At 70.0% G+C, this 22,361-nt stretch carries 24 protein-coding genes; 15 read left to right on the top strand and 9 right to left on the bottom strand.

Translation table 11 applies throughout. The features are described 5' to 3' along the window. The 3 genes from AWC24_RS22595 to AWC24_RS19300 form a co-directional block, all read left to right on the top strand. The coding region (locus AWC24_RS22595) for a hypothetical protein (RefSeq protein ID WP_207568338.1) at positions 1-232 on the top strand (232 nt) is incomplete at its 5' end. 54 nt (positions 233-286) lie between these two features. After that, positions 287-667 carry a hypothetical protein gene (locus tag AWC24_RS19305; protein ID WP_085088216.1) on the top strand — a complete coding sequence of 127 codons (381 nt, stop codon included), beginning with the start codon at positions 287-289 and terminating at the stop codon, positions 665-667. Positions 668-677: 10 nt separating this feature from the next. Beyond that, positions 678-1,079: a pyridoxamine 5'-phosphate oxidase family protein gene (locus tag AWC24_RS19300; protein ID WP_085088165.1), complete on the top strand. Its 402-nt coding sequence runs from the start codon at positions 678-680 to the stop codon at positions 1,077-1,079. On the opposite strand, the gene AWC24_RS19295 is transcribed toward AWC24_RS19300, so the two are convergent. From AWC24_RS19295 to AWC24_RS19285, 3 genes are all read right to left on the bottom strand, one after another. Next, positions 1,060-2,388 carry a bifunctional adenosylcobinamide kinase/adenosylcobinamide-phosphate guanylyltransferase gene (locus tag AWC24_RS19295; protein WP_085088162.1) on the bottom strand — a complete coding sequence of 443 codons (1,329 nt, stop codon included), beginning with the start codon at positions 2,386-2,388 and terminating at the stop codon, positions 1,060-1,062. The genes AWC24_RS19300 and AWC24_RS19295 overlap by 20 nt on opposite strands. A 133-nt stretch (positions 2,389-2,521) precedes the next feature. Beyond that, a complete protein-coding gene (gene groL / locus AWC24_RS19290) occupies positions 2,522-4,147 on the bottom strand; it encodes a chaperonin GroEL (RefSeq protein ID WP_085088159.1) in 1,626 nt (541 codons plus the stop codon). Positions 4,148-4,335: 188 nt separating this feature from the next. Beyond that, positions 4,336-4,896 (bottom strand): TetR/AcrR family transcriptional regulator, encoded by a 561-nt coding sequence (locus AWC24_RS19285; protein WP_085088157.1) that lies wholly within the window; start codon positions 4,894-4,896, stop codon positions 4,336-4,338. Positions 4,897-4,998: 102 nt separating this feature from the next. Between AWC24_RS19285 and AWC24_RS19280 the strand changes: the two genes are divergently transcribed. Continuing rightward, positions 4,999-5,910: an SDR family NAD(P)-dependent oxidoreductase gene (locus tag AWC24_RS19280; protein WP_085088154.1), complete on the top strand. Its 912-nt coding sequence runs from the start codon at positions 4,999-5,001 to the stop codon at positions 5,908-5,910. A 7-nt stretch (positions 5,911-5,917) separates the two neighbouring features. On the opposite strand, the gene AWC24_RS19275 is transcribed toward AWC24_RS19280, so the two are convergent. Continuing rightward, entirely contained in the window at positions 5,918-6,619 is a 702-nt protein-coding gene (locus AWC24_RS19275) for a M24 family metallopeptidase (protein WP_085088152.1), read from the bottom strand. A gap of 55 nt (positions 6,620-6,674) precedes the next feature. On the opposite strand from AWC24_RS19275, the gene AWC24_RS19270 reads away from it, so the two are divergent. The 3 genes from AWC24_RS19270 to AWC24_RS19260 all read left to right on the top strand — a co-directional run bounded on the left by AWC24_RS19270 (position 6,675) and on the right by AWC24_RS19260 (position 9,243). Next, positions 6,675-8,360: a DEAD/DEAH box helicase gene (locus AWC24_RS19270; protein WP_085088149.1), complete on the top strand. Its 1,686-nt coding sequence runs from the start codon at positions 6,675-6,677 to the stop codon at positions 8,358-8,360. A 362-nt stretch (positions 8,361-8,722) separates the two neighbouring features. Continuing rightward, positions 8,723-8,995: a type II toxin-antitoxin system Phd/YefM family antitoxin gene (locus AWC24_RS19265; RefSeq protein WP_085088213.1), complete on the top strand. Its 273-nt coding sequence runs from the start codon at positions 8,723-8,725 to the stop codon at positions 8,993-8,995. Next, complete coding sequence (locus tag AWC24_RS19260) at positions 8,992-9,243, top strand: type II toxin-antitoxin system RelE family toxin (protein ID WP_085088147.1); 252 nt, start codon at positions 8,992-8,994, stop codon at positions 9,241-9,243. Before AWC24_RS19265 ends, AWC24_RS19260 begins: the two co-directional genes overlap by 4 nt. Here AWC24_RS19260 and AWC24_RS19255 read toward each other — a convergent pair. Next, the gene (locus AWC24_RS19255; protein WP_085088209.1) at positions 9,234-10,688 is read right to left on the bottom strand and encodes a PH domain-containing protein; all 1,455 of its coding nucleotides are present in this window, start codon (positions 10,686-10,688) and stop codon (positions 9,234-9,236) included. The two genes, AWC24_RS19260 and AWC24_RS19255, sit on opposite strands and share 10 nt — an antisense overlap. Positions 10,689-10,723: 35 nt before the next feature. After that, positions 10,724-11,236 (bottom strand): PH domain-containing protein, encoded by a 513-nt coding sequence (locus tag AWC24_RS19250; protein ID WP_234807441.1) that lies wholly within the window; start codon positions 11,234-11,236, stop codon positions 10,724-10,726. Positions 11,237-11,341: 105 nt separating this feature from the next. Between AWC24_RS19250 and moeA the strand changes: the two genes are divergently transcribed. From moeA to pssA, 3 genes are read left to right on the top strand one after another with little or no spacing between them, the layout of a single operon-like run. After that, positions 11,342-12,559, top strand: a complete 1,218-nt coding sequence (moeA, locus tag AWC24_RS19245) for a molybdopterin molybdotransferase MoeA (RefSeq protein WP_085088145.1) — start codon at positions 11,342-11,344, stop codon at positions 12,557-12,559. Between the two features lie 46 nt (positions 12,560-12,605). Continuing rightward, positions 12,606-13,313: a phosphatidylserine decarboxylase gene (locus AWC24_RS19240; RefSeq protein ID WP_081465462.1), complete on the top strand. Its 708-nt coding sequence runs from the start codon at positions 12,606-12,608 to the stop codon at positions 13,311-13,313. Continuing rightward, positions 13,310-14,215, top strand: coding sequence for a CDP-diacylglycerol--serine O-phosphatidyltransferase (gene pssA, locus AWC24_RS19235; protein ID WP_013827362.1), 906 nt, complete (start codon positions 13,310-13,312; stop codon positions 14,213-14,215). Before AWC24_RS19240 ends, pssA begins: the two co-directional genes overlap by 4 nt. Before the next feature lies 1 nt (position 14,216). Here pssA and AWC24_RS19230 read toward each other — a convergent pair whose 3' ends face one another. After that, the gene (locus AWC24_RS19230) at positions 14,217-14,792 is read right to left on the bottom strand and encodes a chorismate mutase (protein ID WP_085088142.1); all 576 of its coding nucleotides are present in this window, start codon (positions 14,790-14,792) and stop codon (positions 14,217-14,219) included. Between AWC24_RS19230 and AWC24_RS19225 the strand changes: the two genes are divergently transcribed. Continuing rightward, entirely contained in the window at positions 14,791-16,989 is a 2,199-nt protein-coding gene (locus tag AWC24_RS19225; RefSeq protein WP_083036423.1) for an AAA family ATPase, read from the top strand. The genes AWC24_RS19230 and AWC24_RS19225 overlap by 2 nt on opposite strands. A 57-nt stretch (positions 16,990-17,046) precedes the next feature. Here AWC24_RS19225 and AWC24_RS23515 read toward each other — a convergent pair whose 3' ends face one another. After that, positions 17,047-17,862, bottom strand: coding sequence for a DUF8817 family protein (locus tag AWC24_RS23515; protein ID WP_085088140.1), 816 nt, complete (start codon positions 17,860-17,862; stop codon positions 17,047-17,049). Between the two features lie 10 nt (positions 17,863-17,872). Continuing rightward, positions 17,873-18,457, bottom strand: a complete 585-nt coding sequence (locus tag AWC24_RS19215; protein ID WP_085088137.1) for a TetR/AcrR family transcriptional regulator — start codon at positions 18,455-18,457, stop codon at positions 17,873-17,875. A 47-nt stretch (positions 18,458-18,504) separates the two neighbouring features. Between AWC24_RS19215 and AWC24_RS19210 the strand changes: the two genes are divergently transcribed. Genes AWC24_RS19210 through AWC24_RS19195 form a run of 4 tightly spaced genes read left to right on the top strand, consistent with a single transcriptional unit; the run spans position 18,505 to position 22,310 of the window. Next, positions 18,505-19,335, top strand: a complete 831-nt coding sequence (locus tag AWC24_RS19210) for a mycofactocin-coupled SDR family oxidoreductase (RefSeq protein WP_013827358.1) — start codon at positions 18,505-18,507, stop codon at positions 19,333-19,335. After that, positions 19,332-20,135 (top strand): mycofactocin-coupled SDR family oxidoreductase, encoded by an 804-nt coding sequence (locus AWC24_RS19205; protein ID WP_085088134.1) that lies wholly within the window; start codon positions 19,332-19,334, stop codon positions 20,133-20,135. Before AWC24_RS19210 ends, AWC24_RS19205 begins: the two co-directional genes overlap by 4 nt. After that, a complete protein-coding gene (locus AWC24_RS19200) occupies positions 20,113-20,916 on the top strand; it encodes a carboxymuconolactone decarboxylase family protein (RefSeq protein ID WP_041316870.1) in 804 nt (267 codons plus the stop codon). Before AWC24_RS19205 ends, AWC24_RS19200 begins: the two co-directional genes overlap by 23 nt. After that, positions 20,913-22,310, top strand: a complete 1,398-nt coding sequence (locus AWC24_RS19195) for an aldehyde dehydrogenase family protein (protein ID WP_013827355.1) — start codon at positions 20,913-20,915, stop codon at positions 22,308-22,310. Before AWC24_RS19200 ends, AWC24_RS19195 begins: the two co-directional genes overlap by 4 nt. Positions 22,311-22,361 lie beyond the last annotated feature (51 nt).

The following is a 22,361-nucleotide window of genomic DNA, read 5'->3' as shown; positions in this document are numbered from 1 at the left end:
CTCCGGCACTGGTAGCAGCGCTGGCGGTGGTGGCGGCGGCGGTGTCGGCGGGGGCGGCAGCGGTGCCGGCCAGCTCGGCGATGCTGGTGCCGGTTACGGCGGCGGCGGGGACGGCGGCGACCCGCACGGGCAAAGCGGTGGCGCCGGTGGAGCCGGCAGCAGCGGTGCTGCCGGAGGGGCAGGCGGTACCAGCGACAGCATCCAAGGCAAGCCCGGGCAGCCCGGCGCGTGATATACCGCTGACGCCAACCGCTTGCGGCAGTCGTCGCGCCCTATGCTCGACACCATGGCCAAGTCCGTCGACCTCGCCCGCCTCGGCGAGCTGTTGCCCGGCTACGGCTTCGCCTTTCTGGTGACCGTCGGCGACGACTACCGGGTGCGCACCACTGCGATCACCCCGCGCTTCGACGGCACCCGGGTGGATATCGGTCCCGTCGGCGCTCACGGTCGAGAAAACATGTCGACGCGTGACGCGGTCACCCTGGTCTGTCCCGCGCGCGAGGTCGACGAGTACTCGCTGATCGTCGACGGCTGCGCCGAGCTGCCCGACGATCCGGGGGGCCCGGTGCTGGTGATACCGACCAAGGCGCTGCTGCACCGGCCGGTGTTCGAGGGCGACCGGGCGGTCGGCACCATGCATGACTGCGTCCAGCTCAAGGCGGACTAGCCTGATCCACATGGCTTCCAATGTGGATTTCACAAGGCTCGCCGAGAAGTTGGTGGGCTACGACTACGCCTACCTGATCACCGTCGACACCGAGAACCGCCCGCACCCGGTGCCGGTGATGCCGACGCTGGACGGCGAGACCGTGCGCATCGGCGCGCTCGGCGGCCGGCGCAGCCGGGCGAACCTGGCGCGTAGCAGCGACGTGACGCTGATGTGGCCGCCGCCGTCCCCGGGCGGCTACACCGTGATCGTCGACGGCACCGCCGACGTCTCCGATGCCGGCGAGCTGGCCAGTGTGGCGATCGCCCCCAGTCGCGCCGTGTTGATCCGGGTCGCCACCCCGGAGTCACCCGGCGAAACTCCTTGCTACAGCGACTGTGTCGACCTGAGGCTCACTGCGCAGGGAGCCTGAGCGGCCGACCGGCCACCATCAGCACCACATCGTGCGACTCGGCGGCGATCCGTGTGTTCAGCACGCCGAGCAGGTCACGGAACAGCCGCCCCGACGGCGTGGCCGGCACCACCCCGCTGCCAACCTCGTTGCTGACCGCCACCGCCGGCGCCGGGCAGACCCGCCACGCCGCGACCAACTCGTCGATATCAGCGTGCACGCCGTCCAGCGCGCCGGTGTCCCACGCCCGGTGCAGATCTATCCGCGCGGTCAGCCAGGTACCCAAACAGTCCAGCAATAACGGGTTTTCGGCCGAACGCAGCTGCTCAGCGACATCGCTACCCTCGATGGTGCGCCACGAATCCGGGCGCCGCTGCTGGTGCAGCCGCACCCGTTCCGCCCACTCGGGATCACCCTCCCGTACCCCACCGGTGGCCAGGTAGGTCACCGCCGACTCGGCGGCCAACAGTGCCTCGGCGTGGGCGGATTTACCGGACCGCGCCCCGCCCAACACCAGGGTTCGCATCGAGGTAGCGGCTGCACCCACTCGCACCACCTCACCGTCGCGTCCCGGTCGTGCACCCGAATTCGACAGTACCCGGGTCAATTCCGGCTCGATCGGATTGTGGTGGCTCAGGTGCACGGCGACGACGTCGGTGGTGTCGGCCACGGCGCCGGAGTCCCGCAGCTGGTGGACGGTGGCCGCAAACGCTGGGAGATCGTGGTGTTCGGTGCCGTGCCCGGTGTGGTCGCCGAACGTCTGCTCCAGGAACACCGCATCGAAGGCGGCGCCGGCGACCGCGGCGTGCGTCTCGGCCGGCAGCCGGCCGGTGTCGGTGGCCCAGAAGACCCGGCCGTCAACGGATTCCAGGTCGTAGAGCACCGCGTCACCGCCGATGTCAGCCCCGTGCGCGGCGGCCAGCACCCGAACCCGGTAGTCGCCCAGGCGCACGTCGTCACCCGGAGCCACTTCGACGAACCGCACCGGGTCGTCCGGGCCCACCCAGTCCCGGCACTGGCCGAGGGCACTCGGCGGCCCGACCACCTCCAGCGTCTCAGCGACACCGGTCCAGTGCCGCATCAACAGGGCCATCGGCCCGACGTGGTCCCAGTGGCCGTGGGTGAACAGGATGTGCCGCACCGAAGCCAGCGATCGCCCGAAGCGCGCCGCGGCGCGCGGTGCCTCCGGCCCGCAGTCCAGCAGCAAAACGTCGTCGACCAGCGCCGCGGTCTGCCCGCGAACCTCGGTCGCCGACCGGCAGGAAGCGCACCGGCAGAACGGATTCGGCCAGCCGTCGGCGCTGCCGGTGCCCAGCAGCAGGATCTCCACGCACTTCTCCCACGTTGACTCTGCGCCTACCAGACACTCCACTCGAACTTTTGCCTGGTGCACGCAGAGTCAACGTACGGCACGACGAAGGCCCGGCCCCCGAAGGGGACCGGGCCTTGTCGTGCAACCAGACTTAGAAGTCCATGCCGCCCATGCCACCGGTCGGGTCGCCCGCGGGTGCGGCCGCCTTCTCCGGCTTGTCGGCGACAACGGCCTCGGTGGTCAGGAACAGCGCCGCGATCGAGGCTGCGTTCTGCAGCGCCGAGCGGGTCACCTTCACCGGGTCGGCAACGCCGGCCTTCAGCAGGTCCTCGTACTCACCGGTGGCGGCGTTGAGACCGGTACCGGCGGGCGAGTTGCGCACCTTCTCGGCCACCACGCCCGGCTCCAGGCCGGCGTTGAAGGCGATCTGCTTGAGCGGGGCCTCCAGCGCCACCTTGACGATGTTGGCGCCGGTCGCCTCGTCACCGGCGAGCTTCAGCTCGTCCAGCGACGGTGCCACCTGCAGCAGGGTCACGCCACCACCGGCGACGATGCCCTCCTCCACGGCGGCCTTGGCGTTGCGCACCGCGTCCTCGATGCGGTGCTTGCGCTCCTTGAGCTCCACCTCGGTGGCAGCCCCGGCCTTGATGACCGCGACGCCGCCGGCCAGCTTGGCCAGCCGCTCCTGCAGCTTCTCCCGGTCGTAGTCGGAGTCGCTGTTCTCGATCTCGGCGCGGATCTGCGACACCCGACCGGCGATGGCGTCGGAGTCACCGGCGCCCTCGACGATCGTGGTCTCGTCCTTGGTCACCACGACCTTGCGGGCCTTGCCCAGCAGTGCGACGTCGGCAGTCTCCAGCGACAGCCCGACCTCTTCGCTGATGACCTGGCCACCGGTGAGGATCGCCATGTCCTGCAGCATCGCCTTGCGACGGTCACCGAAGCCCGGCGCCTTGACGGCCACCGACTTGAAGGTGCCGCGGATCTTGTTGACCACCAGGGTCGAAAGCGCCTCGCCCTCGACGTCCTCGGCGATGATCAGCAGCGGCTTGCCGCCCTGGATGACCTTCTCCAGCAGCGGGAGCAGGTCCTTGACGGTCGACACCTTGGAGCTGACCAGCAGGATGTAGGGGTCCTCGAGGACGGCTTCCTGACGGTCGGCGTCGGTGACGAAGTAACCCGAGATGTAGCCCTTGTCGAAGCGCATGCCCTCGGTGAGCTCCAGGCTCAGGCCGAAGGTCTGGGCCTCCTCGACGGTGATGACACCCTCGTTGCCGACCTTGTCCATCGCCTCGGCGATCAGGTCACCGATGGACTGGTCGCCCGCGGAGATCCCGGCGGTGGCCGCGATCTGCTCCTTGGTCTCGACCTCCTTGGCGTCCTTCAGCAAGGTCTCGGAGACCTTCTCGACGGCCTTCTCGATGCCGCGCTTCAGAGCCAGCGGGTTGGCGCCGGCGGCCACGTTGCGCAGGCCTTCCTTGACCAGCGCCTGGGCCAGCACCGTGGCGGTGGTGGTGCCGTCACCGGCGACGTCGTCGGTCTTCTTGGCGACCTCTTTGACCAGCTCGGCGCCGATCTTCTCGTACGGGTCCTCCAGCTCGATCTCCTTGGCGATGGACACACCATCGTTGGTGATCGTGGGGGCGCCCCACTTCTTCTCCAGGACGACGTTGCGACCCTTGGGGCCCAGCGTCACCTTGACCGCGTCGGCGAGGGCGTTCAGGCCCCGCTCGAGGCCCCGACGGGCCTCTTCGTCATACGCAATTTGCTTAGCCATTGCGAAGTGATTCCTCCGGTTAGGGGATGCACGTCTTGTCGGTCGGGTCAGTGCCCGCGACGGACGGCTGTGGGTGTGCTCCGCAGGTGCGGCCCCGTACCTCACCGTCCCGACCTAGCACTCGCCGGTCGCGAGTGCCAACGTCATTCTTAGCACTCGACCCTGGGGAGTGCAAGATCAGCGGGGCGCTATCGCGGCGGGCGCAAACCATCCATGACGACCCCGGTCACCCGCTCGGCCAACCCGGCGCTGTAGGCCTGCATGGCCTGACATCCGACCAGGATCGCCTTCACCTCGCGCACACCGAGGTCTTGCCGCACGGTGCCCGCCAGCTGACCGGCGCGCAGCAGCTCCCCGAGCACCGCCAGGAAGGCTTCCTCCGACTCGGGCGCAGCGATGTCGATACCGACGCCGGCCAGCGCCTCGACCAGACCCCGATCGGTCGCGCCCCACTGCAGCACGACCGAGCGCAGGAAGGCGAAGATCGCCGTGCCGCGATCATCGGATTCCAGCAGGGCCCGCCCTTCGTCGACGACGTGCTGCATACGGTCGTTGACGACCGCCTGGAACAGCTCCTCTTTGGTCGGGAAGTGCCGGTAGACGGTCCCGGGCCCGACCCCGGCGCGGCGGGCGATCTCATCGACCGGCACCGACAGCCCTTCGGCCGCAAAGGTTTCGTAGGCGACCGCCAGCACGCGGGCGCGGTTGCGGGCCGCGTCGGCTCGCAACGGACGTGCGGGTTGAGCCACCAGAAATCCCTATCGGTTGACAAAGCGGGGCGTCCGCTCCGTATAGTTGCAACTAACCGGAGCGTCCGCCCCGTTTACTTTACCGCAGCTCAGGAGGGTCACGTGGCCAAGTGGACAACCGCCGACATCCCTGACCAGGCCGGCCGTGTCGCCGTCGTCACCGGAGCCAACACCGGCCTCGGCTTCGAAACCGCCGCTGCGCTTGCGGCGCGGGGCGCCCTGGTGGTGCTGGCGGTGCGCAACCTCGACAAGGGCAAGGACGCCGAGGCCCGCATCCGTCAGCGCAGCCCGGGTGCCGCCGTCGCCCTGCAAGAACTCGACCTCACATCGTTGGATGCCATCCGCGCCGCCGCGGAGCGACTGCGCTCTGATCACCAGCGCATCGATCTGCTGATCAACAACGCCGGGGTGATGTACCCACCCAAATCGACGACCAAGGACGGGTTCGAGCTGCAGTTCGGCACCAACCACCTGGGCCACTTCGCCCTCACCGGCCTACTGCTGGAGCGAATGCTGCCGGTCGCCGGCTCCCGGGTCGTCACGGTCAGCAGCCTCGGGCATCGCCTGCGCGCCGACATCCACTTCGACGACCTGCAGTGGGAGCGCCGGTACAACCGGGTCGAGGCCTACGGGCAGTCCAAGCTCGCCAACCTGCTGTTCACCTACGAACTACAGCGACGGCTAGCCGCGCACGGAACGACGATCGCCGTCGCCGCGCACCCCGGCGGCTCCAACACCGAACTGATGCGCCACCTGCCGCGCTGGGCCGCGGTCGCCTATCCGCTGATCAAACCGATGTTTCAGGGCGCGGACATGGGCGCGCTGCCGACGTTGCGCGCGGCCACCGACCCGCAGGCCCTCGGCGGCCAGTACTTCGGACCGGACGGCCTCACCCAAGGGCGCGGTCATCCCAAGGTGGTGGCGTCGAGCCGCAAATCTCACGATATCGAGCTACAGCGCCGGCTCTGGACGGTCTCCGAGGAACTGACCGGGGTGGTCTATCCGCTCGGCTGAGCCGTGTTCAGCCCAGGTCGAGCAACTGCTCGTAGAACCCGCCGAACCCGCGGGACGGATTCACCAGGTGTACCTCCAGGATCCAGTGGCAGACCCGGCCGGTGCGGTCGGTGCGGCGCATCGGCTGATCCGAACCCGCGGTGATGTAAAACTGCGCGTCGTCACCGGAGATCTTCTTGTGCGGGAACTCGCCCACCAGATGCCCGGCGATCGGGGCGCCGAACTCGAAGCCGGCGGCGCGGGCCAACCCGACGACATGGGCGTAGAGCTGGGACCCGGTGATCTCGGTGTGGTCGTCGAAGTAGGCCCGCCCGGCCTGCCACACCCCGGGCAGGGCGTCGCGCAGTGCGTGCTTGTCCGGGTCGTCGCCGAGCACGAAGGTGCGGCCGAAATCGGCTTCCCATTCTTCGAAGATCGGGCCCAGATCGAGGTAGGCGATGTCGTCGTCGGCCATGACGCGGTCCGGCGGGTCGGCGTGGAACGGCTGCAAGGTGTTCTCCCCGGCGCGCACCACCCGCTTATGCCAGTGCCGCGTGACCCCGAACATGTCGGCGGCCAGATCCCGGATCTCATCGGAGAGTTGCCGCTCGCCGACGCCGGCGCGCACCAGATTGCGGCGCGCGATTTCGTCGAACAGTGCGGCGGCTTTGGTCTGCGCGTCGAGTAGTCGCTCGACGCGGACGGGTTCCGGCTCGCCCGGGGTGGACACGTCAGCGATGCTATCGGCTTGCCCTAGACTGCATCTCGATCAGATAGGAGACCGGGTGCGGGCTGACGCAGCGCCCAGCACCCGTGCGTTGCGGGGCTGGCAACGCCGGGCTCTGGTGCGGTATCTGACCGCCAAGCCCCGGGATTTTCTGATGGTGGCCACCCCCGGCGCCGGCAAGACGACGTTCGCGTTGCGGATCGTCGCCGAGCTGCTGGCCGACCGCACCGTCGAGCGCATCACGATCGTGGTGCCCACCGACCACCTCAAGGTGCAGTGGGCCACCGCCGCCGCCGAACACGGCCTCGCGCTGGATCCGCGCTTCAGCAACTCCGATGCGCAGACCAGCTCGGAGTACCACGGGGTCGTGGTCACCTACGCCCAGGTCGCCAGCCATCCCACCCGGCACCGGGTGCGCACCGAGGCCGCGAAAACCCTGGTGATCTTCGACGAGATCCACCATGGCGGCGACGCCAAGAGCTGGGGCGACGGCATCCGGGAGGCGTTCTCCGATGCCGCCCGCCGACTGGCGCTGACCGGCACCCCGTTCCGCAGCGACGACAGTCCCATCCCGTTCGTCAATTACGAGCCCGACGGCAGCGGCCATCTGCGATCGGTGGCCGACGACAGCTACGGCTACCCCGAGGCGCTGGCCGACGGTGTGGTGCGCCCGGTGGTGTTCATGGCCTACTCGGGCGAGGCCCGCTGGCGTGACAGCGCCGGTGAGGAGTACTCGGCGCGGCTCGGCGAACCGCTGACCGCGGAACACACTGCCCGGGCGTGGCGTACCGCGCTGGATCCGGCGGGCGAGTGGATGCCGGCGGTGATCGCGGCCGCGGACAAGCGGCTGCTGCAGAAGCGTCAGCATGTGCCCGATGCCGGCGGCATGGTGATCGCCTCGGATCAGAAGGCGGCCCGCGCCTACGCCAAGCTGCTGACCACGTTGACCGGTGAGGCCCCCACCGTGGTGCTCTCCGACGACGCAGGCGCCTCGGACAAGATCGCGCAGTTCACCACGGCTACTTCTCGCTGGCTGGTTGCGGTGCGGATGGTCTCCGAGGGTGTCGACGTGCCGCGGTTGGCGGTCGGCGTCTACGCCACCAGTGCGTCCACCCCGCTGTTCTTCGCGCAGGCGATCGGTCGGTTCGTGCGGTCGCGGCGCCCGGGTGAGACCGCCAGCATCTTCCTGCCGTCGGTGCCCTCGCTGTTGGGGCTCGCCAGCGAACTCGAGCAGCAACGCAATCATGTGCTGGGCAAACCGCACCGGGAGTCCGAACGCGACGAGTTCGCCGAGGCCGAACGCCGGCGTGACGAGCCCTCCGAGCTGGAGAACAGCTTCGAGTCGCTGGGGGCCGACGCCGAACTGGATCAGGTGATCTTCGACGGCGCCTCGTTCGGCACCGCCACCCCGGCCGGCAGCGACGAAGAGGCCGATTACCTGGGCATCCCGGGCCTGCTGGATGCCAGCCAGATGCGCGACCTGCTGCGCCAGCGCCAGGAGGAGCAGCTGGACCGGCGCAGCAAGGTGGCCGGCGGAGCCACCCCGGTGCCGGTCACGACGCACGGGCAGCTGCGTGCGCTGCGGCATGAGCTCAACGCGCTGGTGTCGGCGGCGCATCATCGCCTGGGCAAACCGCACGGCTGGATTCACAACGAGCTGCGCCGGATCTGCGGTGGCCCGCCGGTGGCGGCGGCGACGTCGGATCAGCTGCGGGCGCGCATCGAGGCCGTGCGGGGGTTGTAAGGCTTCGCCGGCCTGCACTCAAGGATCCACCGCCAAGCTCGAGCGGCGATGGTACCGGAATCGGCGGCAACGGCGGTGACTCCAGCGCCTCGACGCAGGAAGCCGTTGGCGGTGACGGCGGTGCGGCCGGCACCGGCGGGGCGGCCGGCGCTGACGGTGGCGCCGGCAACGGCGGCGACGGCGACGGCGACGGCGGCAACGCGTACACCGCCGGGACGGGGACGGCCACTCCGGGCAGCCCGGGGCCGGACGGAACGCCCTGATCGCACGGCCGCCGGTAGCGGCGGCCCGCTCCTGTACGCCGAGCGTGTACTCAGTGCGAGGCCAGCGGGCCGACGATGCGCGGTTATAAGATGTTGAACATGAGTACACACAGCCTCCGGGATTTGCGGAGCCGGCTCGGCGCCGTGGTCCGCGGGGTTGCCACGACCGGCGAAGAAGTCATCATCACCGATAGCGGCACCGAGGTCGCAGTCATGATCTCCATGGCGGACTACGAGCGGCTGCACGAGCACGCCGATGTCGCCGACGCGATGCGCCTGCGGGCCATGCGGTCCAGTGACTTCACCACTATGTCGATGTCGGAGATGCTCGACGCGTTGGGCGTCGACGCGCAGATGATCACCATCTCGTGAGGGTTGTCTTTCACTCCGACGTCCTCAAGCAGCTCCAGCGATTGCCTCGCGATGCGTTCGAGACGGCATTGCAGGCGATCATCGGCCTCACGCACGACGCTCGCCCGACCGGCGCCAAGAAACTTGTCGGCGCCCAGAACGACTGGCGGATCAGGTTCGGGCAGTATCGCATCGTCTATCAGATCGATGACCGCGGCGACGTGATCGTCATCTTCACCGTCGCCAAACGCAGCGACGCCTACCGCTGACCCACCGTCCACTTGCTGTGTGCCACCCACGGCGACGCCTGCGCGGCCACCGACCACGCCATGGCCTCTGGCACGTCGATCACCCGGTAGGCCTTGACCCCGGCGGCGGTCGCCGCGATCAGCGTGGCCACCCCGGCGCGGCGCTGAAACCAGCTTTGGCGCACCGTCCAGCCGATGATGCCCGCGGTGGCGATGGCATAGCGACGCTGCTCGAAGCTGCCGGTGCGCGCCGACAGCCAGTGCGCATCGACGCGGTGCCCCAGGGCGCGCACCCGGTCGGCGGCCAGCAGCGCCGCACCGATTGTCAGCGCCGCCCACGCCGGCCAGCACCACACCGGCAGTCCCACAAAGCCCGTCGCCACCGCCAGGCCGATCCCGGCGGCCACCGGCAGCAGCATCGCCCGGGTCCGGCGTCGGCGATCAGCCGCCGGACCATGCCGGCGCAGCGGCCCGGTCACCACCACGGGGTCGCCGACCAGCCCGGTCAGCACCTGCTCGGCGGTGGCCCGGGGACACGGCGGCAGCAGGATCGAGGATTCGCCTTCCCCGGTGACCCCGGTCATCGCCGCGTCCAGCCGGGCACCGCCGAACAGCCGTACCAATAGCGGCCGTCGCAGCGTCCCGCCGCGCAGCCGGCGCATGTCGTAGCTGTGCTCACGCACCCGCAGCAGCCCGTAGCGCAATTCCAGCACGTCGCCAGCCGCCCCGGAATGGCGCGACAACACCAGGTTTCCGTACGTCACCAGCGACCGCAGCACCGCCAGCAAGACCGCCGCCGCCGACACCAGTCCCGCGATCAGCGCCGCGGTCTGCGCCGCAGCGGACCGCTCGGCGGCCTCCAGCCAGGACCGGCCCAGCGGGGAGTCCTCCAGCGCCGCCCAGACGCCGGTCTGGTAGGCCACCCCGACCGCGGCGCCGATCATCACCAGCCCGGACAGGCTCAGCGGGCTGTAGCGCAGCCACGACGGGCTCCACCGCGCCAGCACCGTCGCCGGAGCGGGCGGAGCCGGAGCCGGAGCCGCCGACGGCTGGCCGGTGTGCGCTAACAACGTCGCCCGCAGCCGCGGCACTTCGCTGCTCTCCACCGCGTCCAGCTCGAACACGGCGTCCCCGGCCGCCTGCTGGCCGGTGCTGACCCGCAGCACCGTGAGCCCGAGCAGCCGGTGCAGCAGCCGGGCGTCGGTCTCCACCGAGCGAATCCGGTTGCGCGGCACCGAAAGCATCTTGCGGCGCAACAGCCCAGAGCGCAGCTGTACCCGGCCGGCCTCGGGATCAGGTTCGATGCGATAGGTGGTGGTGAACCAGCGCGCCACCCCCACCGCGGCGATCACCCACACCACCGCGATCACCCAGACCGTGTTGGAGGTGGCCGACCCGAACACCACGACCGCGACCAGCAGCGGCAGCTCGCGCAGCACCTCGTGCAGCGGATGCACCAGCAGCATCCGCGGGCTCAGCCGCTGCCACGCCGGTTCGGCACTCACGTGGCGTCCCCGGCGCCCAGCGCGGCGATGTCGGTCAGTTGCGCCACCACGCGGTCGGCGACGGGGGCATCGAGCGCCACGATGTGCACCGCCCCCGCCGACGAAGCGGTGGTGACCCGGACATTGGCCAGTCCGAGCAGCCGATCCAGCGGCCCACGGTAGGTGTCGACGGTCTGGATCCGGGAGATCGGGGCGATCCGGCGCTCCTGCACCAGCCAGCCGGTGCGGGTGTACACCGCCTGATCGCTGATGTCCCACCGGTGTACGCGATAGCGCCACAGCGGGGCGATGACCGCCGACACCAGCAGCCCCAGCACCGTGACCGCCAAGACTGCGGCGTGCAGCCAGGCCAGCCGCTCATCGGCGACCGCCCAGCCCAGTTGCAGCACGGCCAGCATCAGCCAAGGCACCGCGCCGACCAGCGCCCACACCAGTGGAGCACGGCGGCTGGGCGGGTTGGCGGGATCGACCATGGTGATCTGCGCGGGACGGTTTGGGTGGGGCGCCATGCAACAGAGAATGACCCAGCGCAGCGGCGCTGTCACCTCCCGGGCAGAACCGGTCTCCGAGGAACTGACAGGAATCACCGTCGCGGTCTGAGTCAGACTGTCGGCATGCGATCTGTCGAGGAGCACCAGCGGGCCGTCGCCGAGCTGATCCGGGCCCGCCCGCCGGTCACCGTCGCGCTCGCCGACGCCGAGGGGCTGGTGCTGGCCGCGGAGGTGACCGCGCCGATCTCGTTGCCGGTCTTCGACAACTCCGGCATGGACGGTTATGCGGTGCTTGCCGACGACGTGGCCGCGGCGACACCGGAGAACCCGGTGCGGTTGCCGGTGGCCGAGGACATTCCGGCCGGGCGCACCGACATCCCGTCGCTGCAGCCCGGTACCGCACACCGCATCATGACCGGTGCACCCGTTCCGTTCGGCGCCGACGGGGTGGTTCCCGTCGAGGCCACCGACGGCGGCGTCGACGTGGTGGAGATCAGTGCCGCCACCGCCCGGGGCCGCCACATCCGCCGCGCCGGCGGGGACGTCGCGGAGGGCGCCACCGTGCTGTGGGCTGGGCAGGTCGTCACTCCGCCGGCGGTCGGTCTGGCGGCGGCCCTGGGCTTGGCCGAGTTGACGGTGCGGCCCCGCCAACGGGTGCTGGTGATCTCCACCGGTACCGAACTGATCAAACCCGGCATCCCGCTGGAGCCCGGACAGATCTACGAGTCCAACGGGGTGATGCTGGCCGCCGCGGTGCGCGAGGCCGGGGCCGAGGTGGTGGCCGCGGTCACCGTCGCCGACGACACCGCCGAGTTCACCGCGGTGCTCGACCGGTACGGCGTGGCCGACGGTGCGGTGGATCTGATCATCACCAGTGGCGGGGTCAGCGCGGGCGCCTACGAGGTGGTCAAGGACGTCTTCGGCCGCGACGGCGACCAGGGCGTGGATTTCGTCAAGGTCGCGATGCAGCCGGGCATGCCGCAGGGGATCGGCCGGGTCGGGCAGGCGGCCATCATCACGCTGCCGGGCAACCCGGTCAGTGCGCAGGTGTCCTTCGAGGTGTTCGTCCGCCCTGTGTTGCGCCGCGCGATGGACCTGCCCACCCCGGAGCGGCCGCGCCGCACCGCCGTGCTCAGCGAGACGCTGACCTCACCGCCGGGCCGGCGGCAGTTCCGGCGCGGCCTGCTCGACCACGAAACCGGCACGGTCACCAACTACGGCCCGCCGGCCTCCCATCATCTGCGCTACCTGGCGTCGGCGAACTGCCTGCTCGACATCGCCGACGAGGTGACCGAATTGCCGGCGGGGACCTCGGTGGAAGTTTGGGACCTGACCGGGTGAGCCGGCGATTCGGCCCCCCGAACGCGGCAGCTTCTAAGATGGCCGGATGGCCAGACGACCCCGCGCAGCAGATGATCCCGGCGGTCTGCGACACCTGATCGATCTCGTGCGCTCAACGGTGCCGCCGATGCACCACGCCGGCTTGCCGTTCGTCGCCGGCGGCCTGGGTGTGGCGGCGGTGGGCCGCAAGCAGCGCTGGGTTCGCGGCGCCGGGCTGCTGGCCGCGGGTGCCAGCGCCGGGTTCTTCCGGCATCCCCGCCGGGTACCGCCGACGCGCCCCGGTGTGGTGGTGGCACCCGCAGACGGCATGGTCTGCCTGGTCGACACCGCGACCCCGCCGCCGGAACTGGATCTGCCCGACACCCCACTGCCGCGGGTCAGCATCTTCATGTCGGTGTTCGACGCGCACGTGCAGCGGGCTCCGGTCGGCGGTGAGGTGCTCGACGTGCTGCACCGGGCCGGCCGGTTCGGGTCTGCGGACCGCACCGAGGCCAGCGAGGACAACGAGCGCAACAGTGTGCGGATCCGCACCGCCGAGGGCGCCGAGGTGATCGCCGTGCAGATCGCCGGGCTGCTGGCACGGCGCATCGTCTGCGACGCCCGGCCCGGTGACCATCTGGCGATCGGTGACACCTACGGGCTGATCCGGTTCGGGTCGCGGCTGGACACCTACCTGCCGGTCGGGACGCAGCCGCTGGTCGGCGTCGGGCAGCGCATGGTCGCCGGTGAGACGGTGCTGGCCCAGCTGCCATGACGAGTTCCGCCCGTCCGGTCCACCCGACGACCCGCACCCGGGGCCCGGTCGGCCTGCACATCCTGCCCAGTTCGATGACGGTGCTGGCCATCTGCGCCGGCCTGACCTCGATCAAGTACGCACTGGACGGCCAGGTGCACGTCGCGATGGCACTGATCGCCGCGGCCGCCATCCTCGACGGTCTGGACGGCCGGGTGGCCCGCATCCTCGACGCCGAGTCGCGGATGGGCGCCGAGATCGATTCGCTGGCCGACGCCGTCGACTTCGGGGTGGCGCCCGCGATCGTGATCTACGTGTCGCTGCTGTCGACGCAGCCGGCGGGCTGGATCGTGGTGCTGCTGTATGCGGTGTGCGTGGTGCTGCGGCTGGCCCGGTTCAACGCGTTGCTCGACGACGCCACCCTGCCGGCCTACACCCGCGAGTTCTTCGTCGGGATGCCCGCCCCGGCCGGAGCGATCACGCTGATGGGCCTGCTGGCCGCGAAACTGCAGTTCGGCGACGGCTGGTGGACGTCGCAGTGGTTCACCTGCGCCTGGGTGGTGGGCACGTCGATGCTGCTGGTCAGCCGGATCCCGATGCGCAAGATGCATGCCGTGTCGGTGCCGCCGCATCTGGCGGCGGTGCTGCTGGCGGTGCTGGCGCTGGTGGCCGCCGCGGCGTTCCTGTTCCCGTATGTGCTGGTGCTGGTGCTGATCGTGGCCTACCTGTGCACCATTCCGTTTTCGGTCCGCAGCCAGCGCTGGGTGGCTGCGCATCCGGAAGCCTGGGAGCACGCTCCCCGGGAACGCCGGGCCGCGCGCCGGGAGATCCGCCGGTCGCAGCCGGGACGCCGCCCGTTGGGCATCCGCCGGCCCAGCGGGCAATCGATGGCCCGGCTGCGGTTGCGCAAACCGGGTCGCTGAGCTATTCGGAGCAGTACTCGCGGGTCGCCGATGTCAGTGCGCCGTGTTCGAACTCGCCTAGTCGGCGCGCGGCGCTGACCTCCCGGAGCGCCTCATCGAGCCGGGCGGCGCACTCCGGAGAATGCAGCTGCTGCCGCCGCAGCCCGATCTGGGTGAGCATCTCGCGGTTGAATCCGTCGATGCGGGCACGTGATTCCGCCAGCTCGGGGGCGCTCGCCGGCGCGGTGGCCGGGTCCAGTTTCCACTGCGCGAACCGGTGGTGCTCGACGGCTTCGGTGGCGGCGATCTGGTCGCCGAAGATCCGCTGCACGTAGGCGGGGTCGAGGTCGTTACGGGCGGCATCGTCGGCCAGCTTCGTCAGTTGCTGCTGCACCCGGACCGGGTCCTCGATGGCACCGCCGGTCCGCCATTTGACCGCCGCCACATCGTCGGCGACCTGGAGGCGGCCGGCGGCGGCGTCAACCAGCTCGGCCAGCGGGTTCGCCGTATCGGCGCGAGACGGCACCGGTATCGCCAGCAGCGTGACCGCGCCGATCGCCGGCAACAGTGAGCGGCGGTATGCCGATAATGACCGCATGGGTTCTATTGAAGAGCATCGGGACGGCGATGGCTCCCGGACCTCCTCCCGCCACCTGACGCTGATCGCCCGGCTCAACACCTCCGCGGTCGACGCCCGCCGTGGTGTGGTCCGGCTGCACGCCGAAGCGATTGCCGCCCTGGGCATCCGGGAGTGGGACGCGGTGTCGCTGACCGGTTCTCGCACGACGTCGGCGGTGGCGGGGCTGGCCGGGCCGGATGCCCCAACCGGGGTGGTGCTGCTCGACGACGTCACGCTGTCCAATGCCGGGCTGCGCGACGGCACCGAGGTGGTGGTGGCCGCGGTGACCGTTTACGGCGCCCGATCGGTGACGTTGAGCGGCTCGGCACTGGCCTCGCAGAGTCTGTCACCGAACACGCTGCGCCAGGCGCTGCTGGGCAAGGTGCTCACCGTCGGCGACGCGGTGTCGCTGCTGCCCCGCGACCTGGGACCGGGCACCTCGACCTCGGCAGCGACCACCGCGCTGGCGTCGGCGGTCGGGATCAGCTGGACCTCCGAGCTGCTCACCGTGACCGGTGTCGATCCCGCCGGACCGGTGAGCGTGCAACCGAATTCACTGGTGACCTGGGGCAACGGCACCGCGGTCACGGCGAAGCCGTCGGCCGCCGCGCGGGTGCGTCCGGCCCGGATCGCCATCGACGAACTCAAGGGCTGCGAGGCCCAGGCCGCCAAACTCGCCGAATGGCTCAAGCTGGCCCTCGACGAGCCGCAGCTGCTCAAGACACTCAACGCCGGAACCAACCTCGGGGTGCTGGTCTCGGGGCCGGCCGGGGTCGGCAAGACGACGCTGGTGCGGGCGGTGTGCGAGGGCCGACGGCTGCTCGAACTGGACGGGCCGGAGATCGGTGCGCTGGCCGCCGACGACCGGCTGGCCGCGGTGCGCTCGGCGGTGGCGAAGGTCCGCGACGGCGGCGGCGTGCTGCTGATCGCCGACGTGGACACCCTGCTGCCCGAACCGCCGGAGCCGGTCGCGACGTTGATCCTGGCTGAACTGCGCACCGCCGTGGCCACCGAGGGAGTGGCGTTCATCGCCACCTCGGCGCTTCCCGACCGGGTCGATCCGCGACTGCGGGCGCCGGAGCTGTGCGACCGGGAGATCCGGCTGAGCCTGCCCGACGGCGCGACCCGGGCCGCGCTGCTGGCCACCCTGCTGATCTCGGTTCCCACGACGGACCTGACACTGAGTGAGATCGCTGACCGCACACCGGGTTTCGTGGCGGCTGATCTTGCCGCGCTGGTCCGGGAGGCGGCGCTCCGGGCGGCGTCGCGGGCTAGTGACAACGACGAGACGCCCACGCTCACCCAGCAGGACCTGATCGGGGCACTCAGTGTGATCCGTCCGCTGTCGCGTTCGGCGGCCGCGGAGGTCTCGGTCGGCTCGATCACCCTCGATGACGTGGGAGACATGGCGGCCACCAAACAGGCGCTGACCGAGGCGATCCTGTGGCCGTTGCAGCACCCGGACACCTTCACCCGGCTCGGTGTCGATCCCCCGCACGGCGTGCTGCTCTACGGCCCGCCGGGGTGCGGCAAGACGTTCGTGGTGCGCGCCCTGGCCGGTTCCGGGCGGGTCAGCGTGCACGCGGTCAAGGGCGCCGAGCTGATGGACAAGTGGGTGGGCAGCAGCGAGCGGGCGGTGCGGGACCTGTTCCAGCGCGCCCGTGATTCCGCGCCGTCACTGGTGTTCCTCGACGAGATCGACGCGCTGGCGCCACGGCGGGGACAGAGCTTCGATTCCGGGGTGACCGACCGGGTGGTGGCCGCGCTGCTGACCGAACTCGACGGCGTCAACCCACTGCGCGACGTGGTGGTGGTCGGGGCCACCAACCGGCCGGAGCTGATCGATCCGGCGCTGACCCGGCCGGGCCGGCTGGAGAAGCTGGTGTTCGTCGAGCCGCCGGACGCCGACGCCCGCCGCCAGATCCTGCGGGTGGCCGGCAAATCCGTGCCGCTGCACGACGACGTCGACCTTGACGCGCTGGCCGCCGACTTGGACGGCTATAGCGCCGCGGACTGTGTGGCGCTGCTGCGCGAGGCGGCGCTGACCGCGATGCGCCGGTCCATCGACGCCGCCGACGTCACGAAGGCCGACGTGGCCGCCGCCCGCGAAACCGTGCGACCATCCCTGGATCCCGCGCAGATCGAGGCGCTGCGCTCCTTCGCCGACAACCGCTAGCCCGTCCATGCCCCAGCGTGCGTGTCCCCGGCCGACACACCATGCGAATCACCGGGTTTACGCACGCTGATCGGTGGCGTCAGGACCCTCGACCAACCATGCGAGCCGGGCGAGCGAGGCCGCCAGGTTGTCCGCGGTGGTCAGCCGCGCGCGCTGCAGGCGGTTCGGGTCGCTCAGTGACGACCAGTCATAGGTGTGGGTGACGCGGGTGTGGACCGCGTCCAGCGGTTCGAGTTCCCACCGCCATAGGTGTCCCGGCGGCGGGGTGTCGGGTTCGGCTGGTAGCCAGGCGATCCGGCGTCCTTCTTCGAACTCCACCACATGGTTCTCCCGGACGGCGCCGGACGTCAGCGTCACGGTGAACAGGCTGCCGGCGGCCCGCACCCGCTGCCCGGGACCCGCTTCGGCCAGGTTGTCGTTGCCGTCCCAGTGCGGCTGGCGAGCCGGATCGGCGATCAGCTCGAAGATCCGCTCGGCCGGTGCGGCGATGTCGCGGGCGGCGCTGACGATCCGACGTGGCGAACCGACGCGATGCAAAGTGCCCTCCGGGTCGACGTAGGCGAACTCCCGAAGCCGGTAGTCGGTGTCGGCCGGTGCGATGAACCGACCCGGAACACCCGATGCCGTCCATTGCGCGTAGAGCGCGTCGGCGTCGTCGACGTACAGGTACACCGCGGCCGCGGTGCGCAGCGGGTCGTGCTCAGCCCATTCGGTCAGGTGCAGCGACACCGCGCCGCGGTCGACGAATCCGTAGCGGGCCGGCCCGGCGTAGGCGCGGGCGGTGAATCCGAGGCGGCGGTAGCGGTCGAGGGCCGCATCGAGATCGCGCACCGGAATGACGGGTGCGACGGCGGTGAACACGACATCCGGCATTGGTAGCAGCCTACGTCGCCGGCCGGCGCCGAGCGCCTCGGTCCGCCTCGTATCCGCTGGTGAGCCGGTAGACCGCCCGGTCCAGGGTGGGCAGGATATCGGTGATCGCAAGCTCGCCGGCGGCGAAGCGCGCCGACAGGCCGTACACCAGGTTGGAGATGATGACATCCAGGTCGGCGATGAAGGCTTCGTCGACCTCGGAGAGCGCCGCCCGCATCGCCGGCCCCACGACGTCGAGCCCGCGGCGTACCAACGCGTCACCGCCAGGCGCGGACCGGGCCCGCACATAGGCCGTCAGCATGGCCGGGTGGCGCTCCCACGGCTCGAAGATGGTGCGGTACAACCGCATCAGCGCCGGGTACAACGGCTCGGCGGGCTCTGGCGCATACGCGTCGACGCCGGAGTAACGGTTCTCCGCCATCCAGCTGTCCAGCGCGGCGAGAATGAGCTCGTCGCGGGTGACATACCGCTTGTAGATGGTGGCCAGCGACACCCGGGCGCGGCGGGCGACTTCGCGGAGTTGAACCGCGTCGTAGCCCTGCGTTTCGAGGATCTCGACGACGATGCCGAGGATCCGATCCTCCGGACCGGACATCGATTCACCCCCTTGCCGTCGTTGAGTAACCAGGTTACCGTACTGGCATGGGTTCTCTGGACGGAAAAGTCGCATTCATCACCGGGGCGGCGCGCGGGCAGGGCCGCAGCCACGCGGTGCGCCTGGCCGCCGACGGCGCCGACATCATCGGCGTGGACATCTGCGCCGACATCGCCTCCAACGGCTATCCGATGGGCTCCCGCGACGAGCTGGACGAGACGGTCGCCTTGGTGGAGGCGCAGGGCGGCAAGATGATCGGCTCGGTCGCCGACGTCCGCGATTTCGCAGCGCTGAAGGCGGCACTGGACGCCGGTGTCGAGCACTTCGGCCGGCTCGACATCGTCTGCGCCAACGCCGGCATCGCCGCCATGGCGTTTCGCGAGCTGACCGACGAGGAAGACCTGCAGATGTGGACCGACGTGCTCGACGTCAACCTGGTCGGCTCGTTCCACACCGCCAAAGCCGCCATTGGCCACTTGATCGCCGGTGACCGGGGCGGGTCGATCGTGTTCACCAGCTCGACCGCCGGGCTCAAGGGTTTCGGCGGGCTGCAAGGCGGCGGCCTGGGCTACGCGGCGTCCAAGCACGGCATAGTCGGTTTGATGCGAACACTGGCCAACGCCCTTGCCCCGCACAGCATCCGGGTCAACACCGTGCACCCGACCGCGGTCAACACCATGATGGCGGTGAACCCGGCCATGACCTCGTTCCTGGAGAACTACCCCGACGGCGGCCCGCATCTGCAGAATCCGATGCCGGTCGGCATGCTCGAACCCGAAGACATCAGCGCCGCGATCGCCTACCTGGTCTCCGACGCTGCCCGCTACGTCACCGGGGTCACCTTCCCCGTCGACGCCGGCTTCTGCAACAAGCTATGAGCGGGCGGGTAGCGGGCAAGCGGGTGCTGGTCACCGGCGCCGCGCGAGGCATGGGTCGCAGCCACGCCGTGCGGCTGGCCGAGGAGGGCGCCGACCTTATCCTGGTCGACATCTGCGCGTCGCTGCCGGAGATCGACTATCCGCTGGCCGCAGCCGAAGACCTCGAGGAGACCGCCCGGCTGGTCGAACAACAGGGTCGCCGTGCGGTCACGCGCGTGGTGGATGTCCGCGATGCCGCCGCGCTGCGGACCGCGGTCGACGACGGGGTGGCGGAGCTGGGCGGTCTGGACGCCTCGGTCGCCAACGCCGGGGTGATCACCGGTGGGACCTGGGACACCACCACCTCCGAGCAGTGGCGCACGGTAGTCGACGTCAATCTGATCGGGGCGTGGAACACCTGCGCTGCGGCGCTGCCGCACCTGGTCTCCCACGGCGGCAGCCTGATCAACGTCAGTTCGGTGGCCGGACTGAAGGGCAGCCCGCTGCACACGCCCTACACCGCATCCAAACACGGGGTGGTCGGCATGAGCCGTGCACTGGCCAATGAGCTTGCGGCGGTGAATGTCCGGGTCAACACGGTGCATCCCACCGGGGTTGAGACCGGGATGCGGCCGGATGCGCTGCACGCCCTGCTGCACGGCGAGCGCGCCGACCTCGGCCCGATCTTCGCCAACGCGTTGCCGATCATCATGACCGAGGCCCGCGATGTCAGCAACGCGGTGCTGTTTCTGGTCTCCGACGAGTCCCGGCACGTGACCGGGCTGGAGTTCAAGGTGGATGCCGGTGCCACCCTCCGGTGAGGCGGGGCGCGGAGCGCGCGCATTCGCCGAGTTGATGACCCTCCCGATCCCAGCCACCGCCGCCCCCGCCGCTACCCTGCTCGACTTCGTGTTCGGCGAGATCTGGCAGCGTCCGGGATTGAGTCGCCGCGACCGATGGTTCATCGCGCTGCCCTGCCTGGCCGCAGCCGACACCGAGGAGCCGCTGCGCGAACACATCTACGCGGCATTGCACAGCGGCGACGTCACCATCGACGAAATGCGGGAAGCTGTATTGCATTTCGCGGTGTACTCCGGCTGGCCGAAGGCGTCACTGTTCAACATGATCGTCGACGAGCAGTGGCAGCGCATCCACACCGAGCGCGGTGAGCCGGTACCGCCCCCGACACCGCTGCTGCCGCTGACCACCCCGAGCGATCCTGAGTCCCGGCTGCTCGCCGGCGAGCAGGCCTTCCGCGACGTCAACTGCCTGCCCTACGTGCCGACCCGCGACGACCCGTACTCGGGTGCGGGGATCTTGAACTTCGTCTTCGGCGAGATGTGGCTACGGCCCGGGCTGGGCATGAAGCAGCGGCGGCTGATCACGGTCGCCTGTGTCGCGTTCCAGGACGCGCCGTATCCGATCCTCAGTCACGTCTACGCCGCGCTGAAGAGCCGCGACGTGTCCTTCGACGAAATCGACGAGGCCGCTTTGCAGTTCGGTGCCTACTACGGCTGGCCCAAGGCGTCGCGACTGATCGACGTGATCGAGGAGCAGAAGCAGCGCGTCACGCAGGAGTGGGCTGAGGAAGGCAATGCATGACGCCTCCCGTCACGCACGACCACATCTATCCGGCCACCGGCCGACCGAACGCCACTGTGACACTGGCCGGCGCAGCGGAGATTCACCAGGCCGTGGCCGCAGCGCAAGAGGCGCAGCGAGAATGGATTGCGCTGACCGTCGACCGACGCCGCGACCTGCTGATCGACCTGGCCGACGTGGTGCACCAGCATCTCGGCGAATTGGCCGCGCTGAACGTCCAAGACTATGCGGTACCGATCTCGTTCGCCGGGAACGCAATTCTGCTCGAGCGATTCCTACGCCACTTCGCGGGCTACGCCGACAAGCCGCACGGCTCCAGCACGCCGGTGAGCGAATCCTTCGACGTCAACCTGATCGAACGCGAACCATACGGTGTGGTGGGTGTTATCGCCCCTTGGAACGGCGCGCTGGTGGTCGCCGGATCGTGCGTTGCACCCGCGCTTGCAGCAGGCAACGCGGTGGTGTTCAAGCCCTCCGAGCTCGCGCCGCTAGCCGCGCTGCGCTTCGGTGAGCTGTGTCTGGAGGCGGGCCTGCCGCCCGGGCTGGTCAGCGTGATGCCCGCCGCCGCAGCGGGCGGTGACGCGCTGGTGCGCCATCCCGGCATTCGCAAGATCCATTTCACGGGAGGCGAAAACACCGCCCGCAGCGTGCTGCAGGCCGCCGCCGTCAACCTCACTCCGGTCGTCACCGAACTCGGCGGCAAGTCGGCCAGTATCGTCTTCGCCGACGCCGACCTCGACGCTGCGGCACAGCTTGCCGCGCATCAGGGCCCCTTGATGCAGTCCGGCCAGAGCTGCGCCTGCGCCAGCCGAGTGCTGGTGCACGAGTCGGTCTACGACACCTTCGTCGAGAAGTTCCTGGCCGCGGTCGGCCGTGCCAAGGTGGGCGATCCGCTCGATCCCACGGTGATGTTCGGTCCGGTGATCAGCCAGGCCGCCACCGACCGCATCCTGGACGTGATCGGGCGGGCAGCCACTGATGGCAGTGGCGAACTTCTTGCCGGCGGCCGGCGGCTCGGCGGTGAGCTCTCATCGGGCTACTACATCGAGCCGACGGTATTCGGCGGCGTCGACAACTCCTCGCCGCTGGCCCAGACCGAAACGTTTGGTCCCGTCGTGTCAGTGATGAGGTTCCGCGACGACGCCGAAGCCGTCGCACTGGCCAACGGCACCCGCTACGGACTCAACGCGTTCGTCCACACCCGCGATCTGCTGCGCGCCCACCGGATCTCCCGGCAGCTGGAAGCCGGCTCGGTCTGGATCAATACCATCAGCAGTATCTCACCGCAGGGCCCCTACGGCGGTTACAAGCAGAGTGGATTCGGGCGCACCGGAGGCGCCGACGGGCTCCACGAATTTCTGCAGATTAAGAACATTCGCATCGGCATGAACTGAGGCCCTGCCCACCGAGTTCACTCTCGGGGTGGGCAGGGGCTCGGGCAGCAC

Origin of the sequence: Mycolicibacter senuensis (assembly GCF_002101885.1) — a bacterium.
Classification (GTDB): Bacteria; Actinomycetota; Actinomycetes; order Mycobacteriales; family Mycobacteriaceae; genus Mycobacterium; species Mycobacterium senuense.
This window is presented reverse-complemented; position numbering and strand designations above follow the sequence as displayed.

Excerpts from the sequence above, each read along its gene's own strand:
- AWC24_RS19305 (WP_085088216.1), top strand. The coding sequence starts at position 287 with ATGGCCAAGTCCGTCGACCTCGCCCGCCTCGGCGAGCTGTTGCCCGGC.
- AWC24_RS19300 (WP_085088165.1), top strand. The coding sequence starts at position 678 with ATGGCTTCCAATGTGGATTTCACAAGGCTCGCCGAGAAGTTGGTGGGC.
- groL (WP_085088159.1), bottom strand. The coding sequence starts at position 4,147 with ATGGCTAAGCAAATTGCGTATGACGAAGAGGCCCGTCGGGGCCTCGAG.
- AWC24_RS19265 (WP_085088213.1), top strand. The coding sequence starts at position 8,723 with ATGAGTACACACAGCCTCCGGGATTTGCGGAGCCGGCTCGGCGCCGTG.
- AWC24_RS19255 (WP_085088209.1), bottom strand. The coding sequence starts at position 10,688 with ATGCTGCTGGTGCATCCGCTGCACGAGGTGCTGCGCGAGCTGCCGCTG.
- AWC24_RS19250 (WP_234807441.1), bottom strand. The coding sequence starts at position 11,236 with ATGGCGCCCCACCCAAACCGTCCCGCGCAGATCACCATGGTCGATCCC.
- moeA (WP_085088145.1), top strand. The coding sequence starts at position 11,342 with ATGCGATCTGTCGAGGAGCACCAGCGGGCCGTCGCCGAGCTGATCCGG.
- AWC24_RS19240 (WP_081465462.1), top strand. The coding sequence starts at position 12,606 with ATGGCCAGACGACCCCGCGCAGCAGATGATCCCGGCGGTCTGCGACAC.
- pssA (WP_013827362.1), top strand. The coding sequence starts at position 13,310 with ATGACGAGTTCCGCCCGTCCGGTCCACCCGACGACCCGCACCCGGGGC.
- AWC24_RS19225 (WP_083036423.1), top strand. The coding sequence starts at position 14,791 with ATGGGTTCTATTGAAGAGCATCGGGACGGCGATGGCTCCCGGACCTCC.
- AWC24_RS19230 (WP_085088142.1), bottom strand. The coding sequence starts at position 14,792 with ATGCGGTCATTATCGGCATACCGCCGCTCACTGTTGCCGGCGATCGGC.
- AWC24_RS23515 (WP_085088140.1), bottom strand. The coding sequence starts at position 17,862 with ATGCCGGATGTCGTGTTCACCGCCGTCGCACCCGTCATTCCGGTGCGC.
- AWC24_RS19215 (WP_085088137.1), bottom strand. The coding sequence starts at position 18,457 with ATGTCCGGTCCGGAGGATCGGATCCTCGGCATCGTCGTCGAGATCCTC.
- AWC24_RS19210 (WP_013827358.1), top strand. The coding sequence starts at position 18,505 with ATGGGTTCTCTGGACGGAAAAGTCGCATTCATCACCGGGGCGGCGCGC.
- AWC24_RS19205 (WP_085088134.1), top strand. The coding sequence starts at position 19,332 with ATGAGCGGGCGGGTAGCGGGCAAGCGGGTGCTGGTCACCGGCGCCGCG.
- AWC24_RS19200 (WP_041316870.1), top strand. The coding sequence starts at position 20,113 with ATGCCGGTGCCACCCTCCGGTGAGGCGGGGCGCGGAGCGCGCGCATTC.
- AWC24_RS19195 (WP_013827355.1), top strand. The coding sequence starts at position 20,913 with ATGACGCCTCCCGTCACGCACGACCACATCTATCCGGCCACCGGCCGA.